At 56.0% G+C, this 15,715-nt stretch carries 15 protein-coding genes and 1 other RNA gene; 10 read left to right on the forward strand and 6 right to left on the reverse strand.

Annotated features, from left to right (window positions below; genetic code table 11):
- Positions 1–120 precede the first annotated feature (120 nt).
- The 6 genes from petA (at position 121) to Q5Y71_RS07150 (ending at position 6,163) form a co-directional block, all read left to right on the forward strand.
- A complete protein-coding gene (gene petA / locus Q5Y71_RS07125) occupies positions 121–720 on the forward strand; it encodes a ubiquinol-cytochrome c reductase iron-sulfur subunit (RefSeq protein ID WP_306041157.1) in 600 nt (199 codons plus the stop codon).
- The gene (locus Q5Y71_RS07130; protein ID WP_306041158.1) at positions 717–2,951 is read left to right on the forward strand and encodes a ubiquinol-cytochrome c reductase; all 2,235 of its coding nucleotides are present in this window, start codon (positions 717–719) and stop codon (positions 2,949–2,951) included. Before petA ends, Q5Y71_RS07130 begins: the two co-directional genes overlap by 4 nt.
- Positions 2,952–3,057: 106 nt before the next feature.
- Positions 3,058–3,684 carry a glutathione S-transferase N-terminal domain-containing protein gene (locus tag Q5Y71_RS07135; protein ID WP_306041159.1) on the forward strand — a complete coding sequence of 209 codons (627 nt, stop codon included), beginning with the start codon at positions 3,058–3,060 and terminating at the stop codon, positions 3,682–3,684.
- 27 nt (positions 3,685–3,711) lie between these two features.
- Positions 3,712–4,107 (forward strand): ClpXP protease specificity-enhancing factor, encoded by a 396-nt coding sequence (locus Q5Y71_RS07140; protein ID WP_306041202.1) that lies wholly within the window; start codon positions 3,712–3,714, stop codon positions 4,105–4,107.
- Positions 4,108–4,245: 138 nt separating this feature from the next.
- The gene (locus Q5Y71_RS07145; protein ID WP_306041161.1) at positions 4,246–5,466 is read left to right on the forward strand and encodes a diguanylate cyclase; all 1,221 of its coding nucleotides are present in this window, start codon (positions 4,246–4,248) and stop codon (positions 5,464–5,466) included.
- Between the two features lie 73 nt (positions 5,467–5,539).
- The gene (locus tag Q5Y71_RS07150; RefSeq protein WP_301417407.1) at positions 5,540–6,163 is read left to right on the forward strand and encodes a Yip1 family protein; all 624 of its coding nucleotides are present in this window, start codon (positions 5,540–5,542) and stop codon (positions 6,161–6,163) included.
- 32 nt (positions 6,164–6,195) lie between these two features.
- Here the strand turns inward: Q5Y71_RS07150 and Q5Y71_RS07155 are convergent, their stop codons facing one another.
- Positions 6,196–8,115 carry a M48 family metallopeptidase gene (locus Q5Y71_RS07155; protein ID WP_306041162.1) on the reverse strand — a complete coding sequence of 640 codons (1,920 nt, stop codon included), beginning with the start codon at positions 8,113–8,115 and terminating at the stop codon, positions 6,196–6,198.
- 3 nt (positions 8,116–8,118) lie between these two features.
- Positions 8,119–8,715: a LemA family protein gene (locus Q5Y71_RS07160; RefSeq protein ID WP_306041164.1), complete on the reverse strand. Its 597-nt coding sequence runs from the start codon at positions 8,713–8,715 to the stop codon at positions 8,119–8,121.
- 184 nt (positions 8,716–8,899) lie between these two features.
- Here Q5Y71_RS07160 and Q5Y71_RS07165 point away from each other — a divergent pair, with 184 nt between their 5' ends.
- Positions 8,900–10,090 carry an acetyl-CoA C-acyltransferase gene (locus Q5Y71_RS07165; RefSeq protein WP_306041166.1) on the forward strand — a complete coding sequence of 397 codons (1,191 nt, stop codon included), beginning with the start codon at positions 8,900–8,902 and terminating at the stop codon, positions 10,088–10,090.
- 106 nt (positions 10,091–10,196) lie between these two features.
- On the opposite strand, the gene Q5Y71_RS07170 is transcribed toward Q5Y71_RS07165, so the two are convergent.
- From Q5Y71_RS07170 to Q5Y71_RS07185, 4 genes are all read right to left on the reverse strand, one after another.
- Positions 10,197–10,787, reverse strand: coding sequence for a BON domain-containing protein (locus tag Q5Y71_RS07170; RefSeq protein ID WP_306041168.1), 591 nt, complete (start codon positions 10,785–10,787; stop codon positions 10,197–10,199).
- Between the two features lie 3 nt (positions 10,788–10,790).
- Positions 10,791–11,381: an SIS domain-containing protein gene (locus Q5Y71_RS07175; RefSeq protein ID WP_301419020.1), complete on the reverse strand. Its 591-nt coding sequence runs from the start codon at positions 11,379–11,381 to the stop codon at positions 10,791–10,793.
- A 63-nt stretch (positions 11,382–11,444) separates the two neighbouring features.
- Positions 11,445–11,849 (reverse strand): YraN family protein, encoded by a 405-nt coding sequence (locus tag Q5Y71_RS07180; protein ID WP_371877007.1) that lies wholly within the window; start codon positions 11,847–11,849, stop codon positions 11,445–11,447.
- On the reverse strand, positions 11,816–13,693 hold the full coding sequence (locus tag Q5Y71_RS07185; protein WP_306041170.1) for a penicillin-binding protein activator: 1,878 nt from the start codon (positions 13,691–13,693) through the stop codon (positions 11,816–11,818). The genes Q5Y71_RS07180 and Q5Y71_RS07185 overlap by 34 nt, the downstream gene beginning before the upstream one ends.
- A 39-nt stretch (positions 13,694–13,732) precedes the next feature.
- On the opposite strand from Q5Y71_RS07185, the gene rsmI reads away from it, so the two are divergent.
- The 3 genes from rsmI (at position 13,733) to Q5Y71_RS07200 (ending at position 15,657) form a co-directional block, all read left to right on the forward strand.
- On the forward strand, positions 13,733–14,587 hold the full coding sequence (rsmI, locus tag Q5Y71_RS07190) for a 16S rRNA (cytidine(1402)-2'-O)-methyltransferase (protein WP_306041173.1): 855 nt from the start codon (positions 13,733–13,735) through the stop codon (positions 14,585–14,587).
- 58 nt (positions 14,588–14,645) lie between these two features.
- An RNA gene (rnpB, locus tag Q5Y71_RS07195) (RNase P RNA component class A) lies at positions 14,646–14,999 on the forward strand.
- A gap of 340 nt (positions 15,000–15,339) precedes the next feature.
- Positions 15,340–15,657 (forward strand): BolA family transcriptional regulator, encoded by a 318-nt coding sequence (locus Q5Y71_RS07200; protein ID WP_301417421.1) that lies wholly within the window; start codon positions 15,340–15,342, stop codon positions 15,655–15,657.
- Positions 15,658–15,715 lie beyond the last annotated feature (58 nt).

Consider the following 15,715-nt stretch of genomic DNA (forward strand, 5'->3'; position numbering starts at 1 on the left):
GATTTGTGGGGTTTATTCGCTCAGGCAATGTGCCGGGGCGGGACTGCTTTCAAGACTTTTTGAGTTTGGGCCAGCGCTTCCCCTGTGTATCCGGGATCGCTGTGATGGGAGAATTAGGTCATGAGTGATGACGGTGTAAATGCAGGACGGCGCCGTTTTTTGACCGCTGCCACCTCAGTTGTCGGTGGTGCGGGTGTGGTTGGGGTCGCCGTCCCTTTTGTCGCCTCCTGGAATCCGAGTGCCAAGGCAAAAGCTGCGGGTGCTCCAGTTAAATACAATATCAACAAGCTGGAACCGGGCCAGATGGTGACTGTTGAGTGGCGGGGCCAGCCGGTATTTGTGGTGCGCAGAACCACCGAGGCACTGCAGAATCTGGAAAAAGTGGTGCCGCTACTGCGTGACCCGAACTCAGAAGAATCTATCCAACCGGCGTATGTCAATCCGGAAAACCGCGCTATCAAGCCGCATTTGCTGGTTTTGGTTGGCCTGTGTACCCATTTGGGCTGTGCCCCCATTTACCGGCCTGAAGTTGGTGCCACTGACCTCGGTGGCAGCGAGTGGCTCGGTGGCTTCTTTTGCCCCTGCCACGGTTCCAAGTACGATATGGCCGGCCGTGTGTATAAGGGTGTTCCCGCACCGACCAACCTGGTGGTGCCAGCGTATTCCTATGAGAGCGATGACGTCATCGTAATCGGCGTAGACCAGGAGGATACCGCATGAAATGGCTGGCAAATTTCGGTGATTGGGTGGATCAGCGCCTGCCGATTTACCAAGCGTGGGACAGGCATATGGGCAAGTACTACGCGCCCAAAAATTTTAACCTGTGGTATTTCTTTGGGGTTTTTTCCTTAATCGTACTGGTCAATCAGTTACTGACCGGTATCTGGCTGGTCATGAGCTACAACCCCTCTGCTGAGGGCGCCTTCGCCTCCGTCGAGTACATTATGCGTGATGTGGACTGGGGTTGGCTGATCCGCTATTTGCACTCCACCGGTGCCTCTGCATTCTTTGTGGTGGTGTATCTGCATATGTTTCGCGGTTTGATGTATGGCTCCTACAAGCCACCGCGGGAACTGGTGTGGATCTTCGGTATGTGTATCTATCTGGTGCTGATGGCTGAGGCATTTATGGGCTATGTATTGCCCTGGGGTCAGATGTCATACTGGGGAGCCCAGGTGATCGTATCCCTGTTTGGTGCGATACCGGGTATTGGAGAGAGTCTGGTAGAGTGGATCCGGGGGGATTACCTGATCTCCGGTATTACCCTGACCCGCTTTTTCTCCCTGCATGTAATTGCACTGCCGTTAGTGCTGGTACTGTTGGTTGTGCTGCACATCCTTGCGCTGCACGAAGTGGGTTCCAATAACCCCGATGGGATTGAGATCAAGAAAAACAAGGACGAGCAGGGTATTCCCAAAGATGGTATCCCGTTCCACCCTTATTACTCTGTTCACGACCTGGTGGGCATTGCGGTCTTTCTGTTTATCTTTGCTACCGTGGTGTTCTTCTTCCCGGAGATGGGAGGCTTCTTTCTAGAGCATGCCAACTTTGAGGAGGCCAATCCGCTGAAAACACCACCGCATATCGCGCCAGTCTGGTATTTTACCCCTTTCTACGCTGTACTGCGGGCAGTGACCATGGATATCGGGCCGCTGACGGCAAAGTTCCTTGGTCTAGTGACAATGGGTGCTGCGATTGCCGTCCTGTTTGTACTGCCGTGGCTGGATAAAAGCCCGGTGCGCTCGATCCGTTACAAGGGCTGGCTGCCGAAAGCGCTGTTGCTGGTATTTGTTGCCGTATTTATTATCCTCGGCTACCTGGGTGTTCAGTCCCCGACACCTGCACGCAACTTTCTGGCGCAGGTGGGTACCCTGTTCTATTTTGCGTTCTTCCTGACCATGCCTGTTTGGACCAATCCCAAAGCCCGTAAAGGGATGGGTTCCTGGATTGTGAGTGGTGTTTTTGGTTTTCTGTTTCTTTGGATGGCGTTCGAACACTTTATTTACGTTCCTGATGACCCAGAAAAAACAGGATTTGTGAACACTTTTGTGGGATTGGTCACTATTCTATTGGCGGTGTTTTTTGCGGCACTGCCCTGGATTACCAGTCGTGATGAGGTGTATCCGGAGCCGGAGCGTGTCACTAGCCCCTCTGGTGGCAAGACATTCGTAATCCTGTTTATGGGCTTGATCGTGGTGAGCCTGCTGGCGGTGGTTCCCATCAAGGCGGTGGGTGCCGAGTCAAATATTAAGTTGGACCCTATCAGTATCGACTTGCAGGACAAGCCGTCGCTGCAGCGCGGTGCCAAGTACTTTGTCAACTACTGTATGGGCTGCCATGGTGCGGATTACTCCCGCTGGGAACGAGTGGGCACCGATCTGGATATCCCCACTGAGCTGATGATGCAGAACCTGGTTCTGGGTAATGATAAGATCGGTAGCCTGATGCAGATTGCCATGCGCCCGGATGATTCCAAGGTATGGTTTGGTGCCACACCGCCCGATCTGACACTGGTAGCCCGCTCCCGCTCCCCGGAATGGCTCTACACTTACCTCCGCAGTTTCTACCGGGATGACAGTCGTGCAACCGGGGTGAATAACAAGGTTTTCCCCAGCGTGGCCATGCCCCACGTATTGCTTGAGCTGCAGGGGCTTCAGGAGTGTGCCCCCGGGCCAAAGCGCGACCACGGCAAGATCGTGCGCGATGAGCTGGGCAATCCGATTATGGATGCCGATTGTGGTAGCCTACAGGTGGGCAAGATCAAGGGTTCCATGAGCCCCGAAGAGTTTGACCAGGCCATGTATGACCTGGTGAACTTTATGGAATACATTGCCGAGCCGATGGCAGAGGAGCGCAAGCGAATCGGTTTTTACGTGTTGGCGTTTATTGTTGTCTTTTTTGTGTTCGCCTGGCTGCTGAACCGGGAATACTGGAAAGACGTACACCACTGAGGTTCGCCAGTAACTGTTTGACGGGTGGTGGAATTGCTGCGCTGCCCTTTTAGCTTTTGATTACAGGCCGGCGCTCGCCGGCCGACAAGTTTGAGGTAGTTTGACTATGGGTGTGCCTACCAACAAGCGCTCCTCTATGACCTTCTTTTCCGATGGCCAGAGCCATTACAGCCACCGGGTACGCATTGTGCTTGCCGAAAAAGGGGTGTCTGTGGATATCATAGATGTGAGTGCAGACGATAAACCTGCCGAACTCGCTGACCTCAACCCCTACAACTCCCTGCCCACTCTGGTGGATCGGGATCTGGTGCTGTTTGAAACCAAGGTGATGATGGAGTATCTGGACGAGCGTTTCCCGCATCCGCCGCTGCTGCCGGTTTACCCGGTTGCCCGCGCACAGAGCCGCCAGATTATGTATCGCATCGAACGCGACTGGTGTCCGCTGGTTGACAAGGTTCTCGCCGGTGGGAAAGATGCCCCTGCGGCACGCAAAGAACTGCGTGACAGCCTGGCTGGTATAGCGCCGATGTTTGACGACTTGCCGTATTTTTTCAATGAGGAGTTTTCACTGGTGGACTGCTGCATGGCACCGCTGCTGTGGCGCTTGGAACAATTTGAAATCAGTCTGCCCAAAACCAAGCAGGTAAAACCGCTGCTGGACTATATGGACCGTCTGTTTGCCCGTGATGCCTTCCAGCAGAGTCTCACCGAATACGAACGGGAAATGCGCTGAGGACAGTTTGGTGTGAGTAAGTCGGCTATGACATCCAACCGCCCCTATATTCTGAGGGCATTCTATCAGTGGATAACCGATAACCGCTGCACACCCTATATCCTAGTTGACACCCACCTGGCCGGCGTGCTGGTGCCCCAGCAACATGTCAATGACGATGGTCAGATTGTGCTGAATATTTCTGAGAGCGCCACTGTCAGCCTGACTATGGATAACTATGCCATCCGCTTCAGTGCCCGTTTCAGCGGTGTACCCACCGATATACAAGTACCGGTAGGAGCGGTAGTTGGTATTTATGCTCGCGAGAATGGTCAGGGGATGGTGTTTGAGGCAGAGGAAACTCCCGAGCCACCTGAACCCACACCACCCACCAGCCTGGGGAAAAAATCGATGAAGAAACCGGCCCTGCGGGTTGTGAAATAACAGAATCACGGGTTCAAAGTGCCGCATAAGCACTCCTTTTATTGATAAGAATGTGTTCTTCTTTTGTGCGGTGAGTCCGTGCATACGCTGCTGCAAGCTGCGTATAATGGCCTGTTATTTTTCCAACGCTGACTTGTCATGCCGTCGTATCTGCAGTGGCTGCGTTTTTTCTGGCTGCCCGGGCTGATTCTGATACTGCCCTTCGCACACTATCTTCCCTGGCTGGATCTCGGACCTCTGTACAATAAACAGTTGCCATTTTTTCTGTTGGGCGCTGCGCTGGTACTCAGTGTTCTATACCGTTCCAGCCGGGTTGCACTCGCCTCCGGGCTTTTCTTGCTCTTGTATGCTGCCACCAGCCTTGGGCTTCTGCCGGAGGGAGTGCAAGGATTGCCTCTGTATCTGGCGTTGATGGCTCTCAACCTGATGCTGATTGCCTGTGCTCGGGATCGCGGTGCCCTGAGCCTTATTGCGCTTGCTTGGTTGTTAGTACTGATTGCGCAGGGAATGGCTCTCTTTTTATTACAGGAGTGTTGCAGACCCCTTTCCTATCAGTTTGTGCTGGAAAACCTGCCTGTCTGGGTATCTGAGGACAGGGATGCGTCTGTGATATTACCGCTGCTGGTCTGTGTCGCGGCAGCTGCGGGCGCGTCTCTTTTGTTCATCCTGTTCCCCGGGCCCGCAGTGGCGGGACTGTTCAGTTGTACCCTGCTTCTGAGCTACGGAATTTGGACCGGGTTGCCACTGGTGCCTATTGCATCTGCGGCCGGTTTGCTCCTGATCCTCTCTTTACTGGGAGCCGGATATGAATTTGCTTTTCGCGATGCGCTGACCGGGCTGTTGTCGCGTCGTGCCTTTTACTACCATATGCTGGCGCCGGGTCGCCACTACAGTCTGGCGATGATTGATATTGACCATTTTAAAAAGCTCAATGACCGGTTTGGCCACCAGACAGGAGACCAGGTGCTGCGCATGGTGGCAGGCCTGATCAACCGACACACCACCGGGCGGGTATTCCGTTTTGGCGGTGAAGAGTTCGCGGTGGTGATACCCGGCCGGGACCGCATGGGCGCCGAAAAAGCATTGGGGCACTTGTGTGGGAAAATCGCTGCTTACCCCTTGCGGTTACGAGCCGCTGGCCGCCTTCGGGATCGCATGATTCCGGGCCGAAGCGGCCAACGGATCAAGGTCACGGTCAGTATTGGTCTGACCCATCGCGAAAAGTCCTTGAAGAAGCCAGATGCGGTCTTGAAAGCAGCAGATCTGGCCCTGTACAAGGCCAAGCGCAGCGGTCGCAATCGCCTGTGCGTTCACGTTGAGGCGAGAGATCAATCAACAAAGTGTAAAAGTGGCACTTAATTTCTTGTTTGTATTGGTGAATACGCTGGCCCCACCCGATACTGCAAAACAGGGTAAAGCAGGGAGATTCGACGTGCGATTACTCAGTCACACAATCGGAATCCTCACCAATCCGGAAAAGGCCTGGAAAGCCATCCGAGCGGATCGACATTCATTCTTTCTGGTATTCGTGACTCATGTACCCTTCCTTGCCCTGATACCTACGGTTGCCGGTTATTTCGGTGTCACCCGAGTGGGATTCCAGGTGGGAGGGCACTTGGCCAGACTGACGCCGGAGAGCGCTGCAGTATTGTCTGTGGTCACCTATTTTGCTCTGCTGGCCGGAGTTTATTGTCTGGGAGAGTTTATTAATTGGATGGCCAGATCCTATGGTGTTGAAGGGGATGAGCCCACCCGGCACTATGAAGGGACGGCACTTGCGGTATTTATCACAACGCCAATTTTTTTCGCCAGTATTGTGGTGCTTTACCCGCACCCGTGGCTGACTATGGCTGCAGTGGGCATCGCCGGTGTCTATTCCATCTACCTGGTTTTTGCCGGGATTCCGATTTTGATGAATATGAATAAGGAGCGGGCCTTCCTCTACGCCTGTGCCGTGCTGACTGTGGCCTTGGTCATGATGGTGACCGTGCTGATCACTTCGGTAATTTTATGGAGCATAGGTATTGGTCCTGTTTACCAGCATCATACCCCGTGACGGGAAAACCAGTCAGGCATATGCCGGTTTGTTTATCGGGAAGAGGCTTTCTCCAGGTTGCTAGACAACAGCGGAGGAATTGGACAGTCCAGGCTGTCGGCTACCGCACGCAGCAGCTCAATCTCCTCGGCTTTAACCACCCCGTTGTGGTTCAGGGTACACACCATCGCCTTGAGCAGCGTAGGCTTTTCCAGCGGATTCATTTGCCCCGCGATAGCAATGGCCTTGTCCAGGCGCGGTAGATTGATGTCCTTTTTGCTTGGCAGTGGCGTAACTTCCAGCGCCATTGCCTTGAGCCCTTGCTCGTAGGCACGTTTCGCCGGTAAATACTGATTGTTGCCAGAATGGGCAATGGCCGCGAGAAGAAAGCGGGCCGCATCCTGACTGGCTCCCTTTTTCCTGGAACGGCGCTGTAGGTCGGGGGTATCCTCCAGGGCGTGTACCAGCACCCGATACAGTGCCCATTCCCAGACTTCGATTTTTCCGTCACTGTGCAGCAGTTTGATCAGATTTCTCTTGAAAATTTGATATTGCTGGGGAACCAAAGCCCTCAGGGCAGGGACGCAGAGGTCCAGCAGCGCCAGGCGCACCGTATTGGGCAGGGGCTGCAGTTGTGGTTCCAGTTGTTGTATTTCCCGCACAACAGCGGGGTGGGCGATTTTTTTCAGCAGCTGACGTTGAGCCTGCTGTTCGTCAGCATCCTTGTGTAGCAACAGGAGGTAGACCAGAGCTCGCGCAGCAAAAGGGTCGTGGGCTGCCTGCTGGATACTGGCGGGAATGGTCTGCAGCAGCCGTTGGCCGAACTGCACCTGCTGTTGGTTAGGATTGGCAATACTGTTGTTCACGGCCTCCAAGGTGACCTGAAACGGTGCCGATTGAACATTGCCCGATCGCTGTGCGGGGTTTGGTGTGGGTGTGAGTGATGATAAAGCGGCACTACCTGTACTTGAATTGGTGTAAAGGCCGTTCCAGTCGGGATCGAGGCGCAAGATACGATCTACCAGCGGTGGATGGGTGGCGAAGAGGGTGAACAGCGAAGGCTTCATACCGCTGGCAAAAAACAAATGGCTGTACTCTGCTGCCTTGCCATTACTCAGTGCAGAGCCGGCGCTGGACCTACCGATTTTTTTCAGGGCGCTGGCAAGGCCGGAATTGTCGCGGGTAAATTGCACCGCCGAGGCATCTGCGAGGAATTCTCGCTGGCGGCTGAGTGCGGATTTGATCAGGTTCCCCAAAAAGGTTCCGGTATAACCCGCGACCATCAGAGTGGCACCGAACCCAGCCAGGACGGCGCGACCGCGATTGCCTCTACTGCTGGAGTAAATGCCGCGTACAAGCCAAAAACCGAGCAAACCAATGACCAGAATACCGTTCAAAAGGCCCACGATACGGATATTCAGACGCATATCACCGTTGAGAATATGGCTGAACTCGTGTGCAACAACGCCCTGTAGTTCATCCCGGTTGAGTTTTTCTATACAGCCGCGGGTGAGGCCGATCACCGCGTCTGTAGGGTGATAACCTGCGGCAAAGGCGTTAATGGCATCCTCTTCGATCAGATAGACATCCGGCACCGGAGTGCCCGAGGCAATGGCCATCTCCTCCACCACATTCAGAGCGCGTCGTTCACAGGCATTTTGTGGAGCAATATTGAGCTTTCGACCACCCAGTGATTCCGCCACCGCACTGCCGCCGGCACTGAGTTGGCGCAGCTTGTGCAGGCTGCCGAGGACCACAATGGCAGCAATGGTCAGGGCGATGCCAAGAATGGTCTGCCACCCCAGCACCTGTTCGATATCTGCCAGTGAGAAAGCCTGGCCGCGGGACAGTGATACCGCCGCCGCGGTGGCGAGTGTGGTAAGGCCGACCAGCAGGGCCACTGCCAGGGTGAATAATCCAACCAGCAAGCCACTGTTACGCCTGGCGCGATCCTGGTACTCGAAGAAGTTCATTGCTCAAAATTCAATGCGGGGCGCTGTCTGAATGACCTCGGTATTGGCAAATTCCAACAGGCGGCCGTCGGCGCGATGGCCAAAGAATGCGGCCAGCAAAACCGGGGGAAAGTGCTGCTTGTAGATGTTGTAACTGGTTACGCAATCGTTGAAAGCCTGGCGGGCGAACGCAACCTTGTTTTCGGTACTGCTCAGTTCCTCGGTAAGCGCCATCATATTGTGGTTGGCTTTCAGATCGGGGTAGGCCTCCATGACTGCGCTGAAACGCCCCAGGGCGTCAGTCAGGGTGTTCTCGGCTCGGCCCAGGTTGTCGATGGCACTGGCACTTGACGGGTTGGACGCCGCTGTTTTGAGATCATTGATGGCAGTATTGCGTGCGCTGGTTATGGCGTCGAGGGTTTCCCGCTCATGTTTCAGATAACCTCTGGCGGTTTCCACAAGGTTGGGAATCAGGTCGTGGCGCCGTTTCAGTTGCACCTCGATCTGGGCAAAGGCGTTCTCATTGCGGTTTTTGAGGGCAACCAGCCTGTTGTAGATGCCGACAATATAAAACAACAGTGCGGCAGCGATGACCAGCGTGATGAAGCCTGTTATTTCCATGAGCCCTACCGCCATTTTTCTTTTCTGTATGGCGCCGATAATAGCATGCCCCTCAGCTTCGGGCAGTGAGGGTTGTTGCCCACTTTCTGGCAAAGCAGCCCACTGCTTCGGCTATAATGCCGCGACATTAGCAATCCGTGCCGCCACAAACAGGGGTGTCAGCACAGAATGTGGAGCAGACAGAATGAGTGACATAACTTCAGACCCCGTAGTGATCGCCGGGGTGGCGCGCACACCAATGGGCACCATGCAAGGTAACCTGTCGGCACTGAGTGCCCCGCAATTGGGTGCAGCTGCCATTCGTGCAGCCCTCGAGGATGCCGGTGTGGCGCCCGCGGATGTGGATGAGGTTCTGATGGGTTGCGTGCTTCCGGCGGGTGTCGGGCAGGCGCCGGCGCGCCAGGCTTCGTTGGGCGCGGGAATTCCTGACAGCACGCCCTGTACCACCGTCAATAAGGTCTGTGGTTCCGGTATGAAGACCGTGATGATGGCGCGAGATGCCTTACTGCTGGGTGAGGGCAAGGTCATTGTTGCCGGTGGTATGGAAAGCATGAGCAATGCACCCTATCTGCTGGCAAAGGCCCGCGCCGGCATGCGCCTGGGGCACGGAGAAGTGAAGGACTCCATGTTTCTCGACGGCCTGGAAAATGCCGAGGATGGGAAGCTGATGGGTACCTTCGCCGAGAGTACCGCCGACAAGTACGGTTTTACCCGTGAGGAACAGGATGCCTTTGCCATGGAATCCCTGGCGCGCGCTCAGGCGGCGATAGAAAAGGGGGACTTCACTCGTGAAATTGCCCCTGTGACGATTACCACGCGCCGTACGGAGGTGAAGGTGGGCGTGGATGAAGCTCCAGTCAGTGCCCGTCCCGATAAGATTCCCCAATTGAAGCCCGCTTTTCGCAAAGATGGCACAGTCACAGCAGCCAACGCCAGCTCTATCTCCGATGGCGCTGCGGCCCTGGTGCTGATGCGCAGGAGTGAAGCGGACAGGCGTGGTCTCAAGGTACTGGCGATTTTGAAGGGCCAGGCCCAGTTTGCCCGCGAACCGGAGTGGTTTACCACCGCCCCTGTGGGCGCTCTGCACAAACTGCTGGAAAACACGGGCTGGTCAGCAGTCGATGTTGACCTGTTTGAGATCAATGAGGCTTTTGCGGTGGTGACCATGGCGGCCATGCGGGAATTGGACCTGCCCTGGGAAAAGGTCAACGTGAATGGTGGTGCCTGCGCCCTGGGCCATCCACTGGGTGCCAGCGGTGCCCGTATCCTGATCACCCTCTTGGCAGCAATGGAAAAGCGCGATGCCAAGAAGGGCATTGCCAGCCTGTGCATCGGCGGCGGCGAGGCCACCGCAGTGGCCATTGAGCGGGTCTAATCTGCACCGCTGATGCTATCTTGCGGATCAAAACGGAAGCTGGGGCTCCCGTTTTGATCCGATGCCAATACCCGGTGAATTTTTTCTGTCCGGGACCGATGCGGAGCTAGTTGATGTACTCTACCGCTTTCACCACTTTTTGCACCCCACCGATCGAACGGGTCACATCTGCCGCGCGCTCAGCTTCCGCCTGGGTCAACAGTCCCATCAGGTAAACCACCCCATTTTCTGTAACCACCTTGATGCGCCCGCTGTCAATTTCCTTATTGGTGAGCAGGTTGGTTTTCACTTTGGTCGTTAACCAGGCATCGTTGGTGGTGGCGAGCAGGCTGACTTTGCCGCGGATCTGGGTTTCATTGTACACCTGGCGCACATTCTGTACCTGCCCCGCAGTGCGCCCAGCGAGCAGGCGCAACTCCTGATCGGGAATTTGCCCGGTAAGTAATACCACCCCATTGAAAGAAGTGACACCAATATATGCGGCTTTCAGGTCCGGATGTGCCTTATTGATATTCACCTTGACGATCGTCTCGATTCTCTGGTCATCAATATAGGTGCCCAGTGAGCGCTTGCCGGGGTCCTGTTGGATAGGGCCGTCATGTGTGGCCTCCAGCACGGTACTGCACCCGGCAAGTAGAAAAAGTGCAGAAACCATCACTAAAAGGCGTTTTTGCAAGGATCGCTGTCTATTTTTCATGGTTTAGTCCTCATAGCCACCGAACAGGCTGCTGTCGATTAAGTCGGAGAGGCAAAATATCGTCAGCAGGTGTACTTGATGTACCTCAGCCGAGACCTCAGAAGGCACGCGCAGTTCAATATCGTGTGTATTCAACAGGCTTGCGCAGTCGCCACCATCACCACCGGTAAGGGCCAGTATACCCATATCGCGGTCCTGCGCAGCGCGCATGGCCTGTACCAGGTTGGGATCGCGGCCGTGGCTGGTGATAATGACGAGCAGGTCACCTGGCTGGCCCAGGGCACGCACGGGGCGGGCAAAGGTATCGGCAGGGCCATGGTTTTCCGCGACAGCACCCATAGAGACCCCATCGCTGTTCAGGGCCATTGCCGGTAGGCCGGGGCGTTCGCGCTGGAAGCCCCCGGTAAGCTGCGAACTGAAACTCTGCGCAAGGGCACCGCTGACACCATTGCCACAGAGCAGCACTTTGCTCTCAGCCAGCAGTGTGTGTACTACCATCTGGCTGGCTTCCGCGATCAGCGGTGCCAGTATTTCACCGGCATTCATGGTGGCTTCCAGGCTGTGGTGAAAAAGGGTTACGACTCGCTGTTCCATTGTGTCCTTAATTCGGGCGAAGTGTTGTTCGCCACTTTCTGTCACGGTAACTCTCGGTGCTGCTCAGGCTTCAAAGGCATTCTTGATCCACTGGATATTTTGCGCATTGCCGTCTATGGCAAGGACATCAAAGCGGCAGGGACAGTCCAGTTTGTGTTCTTGTAGAAAGCCGCAGGCGGCGGCAAGCAGCTTCTGCTGCTTGCGCGCATCCACGCTGGCACCCGCACCACCGAAGTGATCACTGCGGCGAAAGCGGACTTCCACAAACACTACAGTATCACTGTCCCGGGCGATAAGGTCTATTTCTCCGAAGCGACTGCGGTAGTTGCGCTCGATGATGACCAATCCCGCGCGCCGCAAGTAGCGTGTGGCTTTGTCTTCCATCTGTGTGCCGACAGTGTCACTGGTGTGCTTACAAATTTCGCTGTCCTCGTCTATTGGCCGCTTTCCCGCAATGCGGGAAGCGATTCCACAGTGGTAATCGGCACCGGCACTCCCTTTTCAACCTGAGCCCAGATCTGCTCGCGCAAGATACGGCCATCTGCGCTCAGGCTGAGGGCGCCGGTGAGGCCATACAGCTTGTACCGGGGAAACTGACGTAGTAGGGGGATGCGTGGGTAGAGGCGGAAAGCATCGGCGCCAAGGGCGTAGAGGCGGGCAAAGGCCGGTGCCGGATCAGTCTGCAGTTCGATATCCCGCTTGGTCTGGTTGTTTTCAAACAGCCAGGGCAGAGCGGTAAAGCGAATGCCGTTGATGTCTCTATCGGGGTGGTTGCTGCCCACAAACACCTGGGAGGTGGCATACACCGGCAGATCCCCAGCGTAATAGTAAGTCAGCATGGGGTTGATCTGGCGCGCCTGCTGGGGGAGTGCGGCCAGAAATACCATGTCCACATCGTCGCGGCGGCGTGGAGTGAATGCCAGAGGTGCAGACAGGCGGCTTTGAAGTGCTTTCTTACGTGCCTCACTGGCGGGGATTAAAAGGGCATCACTGACCAGGTTGGAGAATTTGCTGTTGGGGGAGAACGTTTTACTGACGGCGACAGTTCCGCCGAGTTGCTGCCACTCTTCCTGAAAGGCCTGCGCACCGCGCTGCCCCCAGCTGCTGTCTGCCGCGAGTACCATCGCCTGGCGGTGCCCTTGGTGATAGGTGTGTCGGGCGATTTGGCGTGCCTCGTCCTCCACAGCCAGGCCGAACTGTACCAGGTCTTGGCTGAGGCGCCCCCGATCGCCATAGTTCAGGGCCAGGGTGGGTACCGGCAGCTTCTCTGTGGCCAGCAGGTTGGCTACCTTGCTTTTGTCCAGGGGGCCAATAATTAGTTTGGCTCCGGCGTTCACGGCGTTCTGGTAGATTTCTTCGAAAGGCTGCTCGTTTCCGGTGTCGTACACCATTACGCTGGGGGTAGCAGCACCGGCATTCAGAGCGGTGTAGTGTGCCGCCATAAAGCCGTCCCGGATAGCGCGCCCGGCGCTGCCGAGGGGGCCTGAGAGCGGAAGCAGCAAAGCAATGCTGTCCACGCGCTGGCCTGCCAGGCGCTCCAGCAGCTGCAGGGCTTCTGGGGGGTGGATACTCGCAGGATGTGTCGGCCAGCGTTCGCGCCAACGCTTGAGGGCAACCAGTTGTGAACCGATGTCGGTCTGGGTATCACGGCCCAACAGAGCGAGCTGGTACCAGCCGCGCATCTGAGTATCGCTGCTACCAGCGGCGCGCGTCTGTAGCTCGCTGGAGGGCAGTTGAGTCAGTAGCTGCCAAAGGCCGTTGTTGTTCTGCGTGATTGCCTCGTCGGTTTGCGCCAGAAAAGCAATCTCCCTGCGCTCACTGATGGCGTTGTCCAGATTGCCCAAAAGACCCCACAGGTCTGCGCGCAAGCTGCGCAGGGGCAGTGCCGTCGATTGCGGCAATCGGGGCCAAACTGTGTCCAGGCGCGGCGAGGTTGCCAGTGTGAGAGCCTCAAAGAAATCGTCACTGTCGACGAGCAGATTGCCGTAAACCTGTGCATAGCTGGCATAGAGAGTGTCATCCAGTTGCGCGGGAATAATGCTGACCACAGCTTCCCTGGCTGTCTCATTATCCCCCAACTCGCGTAGAATGGCGGCCGCTTGCAGGCGCTGCTGGTCCCTTGCGGGAGCGGGCAATGCCTCCGCACTGTACAACAGATGCACGGCATCATTGTGGCTGATTGAGTGGCTCGGGGGGTAGGACGGCCTGTATACCCCCGATCGCGGGGCTGGGGTCTGGCAAGCAGCCAGTACCAGTGCAACAGCTGCCATACTGGCGATCACAGTAGAGGTGCGCCTGGAAGAGGCGGACATAATCTTCTCCCGCAATAATGATATTTGGAGTGAACACCTATGGGGCCTGAATTGGGGCTGCTTTATATTGTCGCTACACCCATTGGCAATTTGGCCGATATGGTACCGCGAGCTGTCGAAGTTCTACAATGTGCCGATCTGGTTGCCGCTGAGGACACACGTCACAGTCAGAAACTCTTCTCCCATTTCAATATCGATTCTCCGCTGTTGGCATATCATGAACATACCGATGCCAGGCGCACTGGTCAGATACTACAGCGCTTGGAGCAGGGGCTGACGGTGGCGCTGATCTCGGATGCAGGTACCCCGCTGATTTCCGATCCGGGCTATCGATTGGTGCGCACAGCGCGCGAGCGAGGCATTCGCGTGGTGCCAATTCCCGGTGCCTGCGCTTTCATTGCGGCCCTGAGTGCCGCTGGCCTGCCCAGCGACCGCTTCAGTTTCGAGGGGTTTTTACCCGCTAAGGGTGGTGCGCGGGAACGGGCGCTGCGGGAGTTGGCACGGGATACCCGCACCCTGATTTTCTACGAGGCGCCCCATCGGGTGGCCGATACCCTCGAGGCTATGGCTGCGGTTTTTGGGGGAGAGCGCGAGGCGGTGATTGCCCGCGAGGTCAGCAAAGCCTTTGAGACCTTCCAATTGATGCCACTGCGCCAATTGGCCAGTTGGGTGCGTGCAGACAGCAATCAGCAGCGCGGAGAGATAGTAGTACTGGTGCGTGGTAACGAGCGTCGTTGTGAGAGCGCGCTTGATGATGAAGCACAACGGGTCATGTCCCTGCTGCTGGCTGAGTTACCCCCGAAAAAAGCCGCCGCTGTGGCAGCGGAAATCACCGGGGTGCCCAAAAAGGTACTGTACAACTGGAGCCTGTTGCGAAAAAAAGAGGGCGATTGATATTCCCCTGCGGGATAAGCCTGTTGCAATCTGCCAGACGTCTCATTACTCTTCACGGCGAGCTGGCCGGGCAATCGCCATCGCCTTGTGCGGTGGAGGAAAGTCCGGGCTCCATAGGGTGGAACGCCAGGTAACGCCTGGGGGGCGCGAGCCTACGGAAAGTGCAGCAGAGAGTAGACCGCCGATGGCTCCCTCGGGAGCACAGGTAAGGGTGAAAGGGTGCGGTAAGAGCGCACCGCGCAGCTGGTAACAGCCTGTGGCATGGTAAACCCCGTTCGGAGCAAGACCAAATAGGCCCTCTACAGGTGTGACCCGCACTGAGGGTGGGTAGGTCGCTTGAGGTGTCTGGTGACAGGCATCCCAGATGAATGATTGTCCTCGACAGAACCCGGCTTACAGGCCAGCTCGTTTGTCCTATCGCTTGCCTACCGCGGTAGCTTGTTGGCGCGCTGCGGCCCGGTTGGGGCGTGTATCATTTAACCACTGTTGCACACATACACTTTTGCCATAGTCCATCATCGGTACTCGTGTATCCTTCAAATACTCTGATCTGATACGAAACAGAGAAAGGCGTATGTCGGGTCATCCCATGATGGTGAATAATCGCTGTGCAGCCCCTGGTATGAGTGCGAATTCAACTCCTTCTATTAGGTGGCCACGCGTGAGTCGGTGATAGGGGTTGCTTAATACGAGATTTCGGCCAAACAACCATAGGTACCTTGTCACAATAGAGTAACCGGTTGAGAGTTTCTATGTCCCTTGCGAAACAGATCGAAGAAAAACTTACGGCGAGTTTTGCCCCAGAATACATTGACGTCCAGTGCGAAAGCCATATGCACAATGTGCCGGAGGGATCGGAAATGCACTTTCGAGTGGTCCTGGTCAGTGAGGCTTTTCACTCACTGGGAAAAGTACAGCGGCACCAGGCAGTCTATTCTGTCCTTGGCGAGGAAATGGCTGGTCCCATCCATGCACTTGCCTTGCATGTCTATGCGCCGGATGAATGGGAAGGTGAAGCCCCTGTAAGCCCCGAATGCCAGGGGGGCGGAAAAAATAAAGGGCAAATGTAACCCCGTACACTGCAGGCAATGCCACACACTATTGCATCACTATGTAAGCGCGATTGTT

It is taken from the genome of Microbulbifer sp. 2205BS26-8, from assembly GCF_030731025.1.
GTDB classification, from domain to species: Bacteria; Pseudomonadota; Gammaproteobacteria; order Pseudomonadales; family Cellvibrionaceae; genus Microbulbifer; species Microbulbifer spongiae.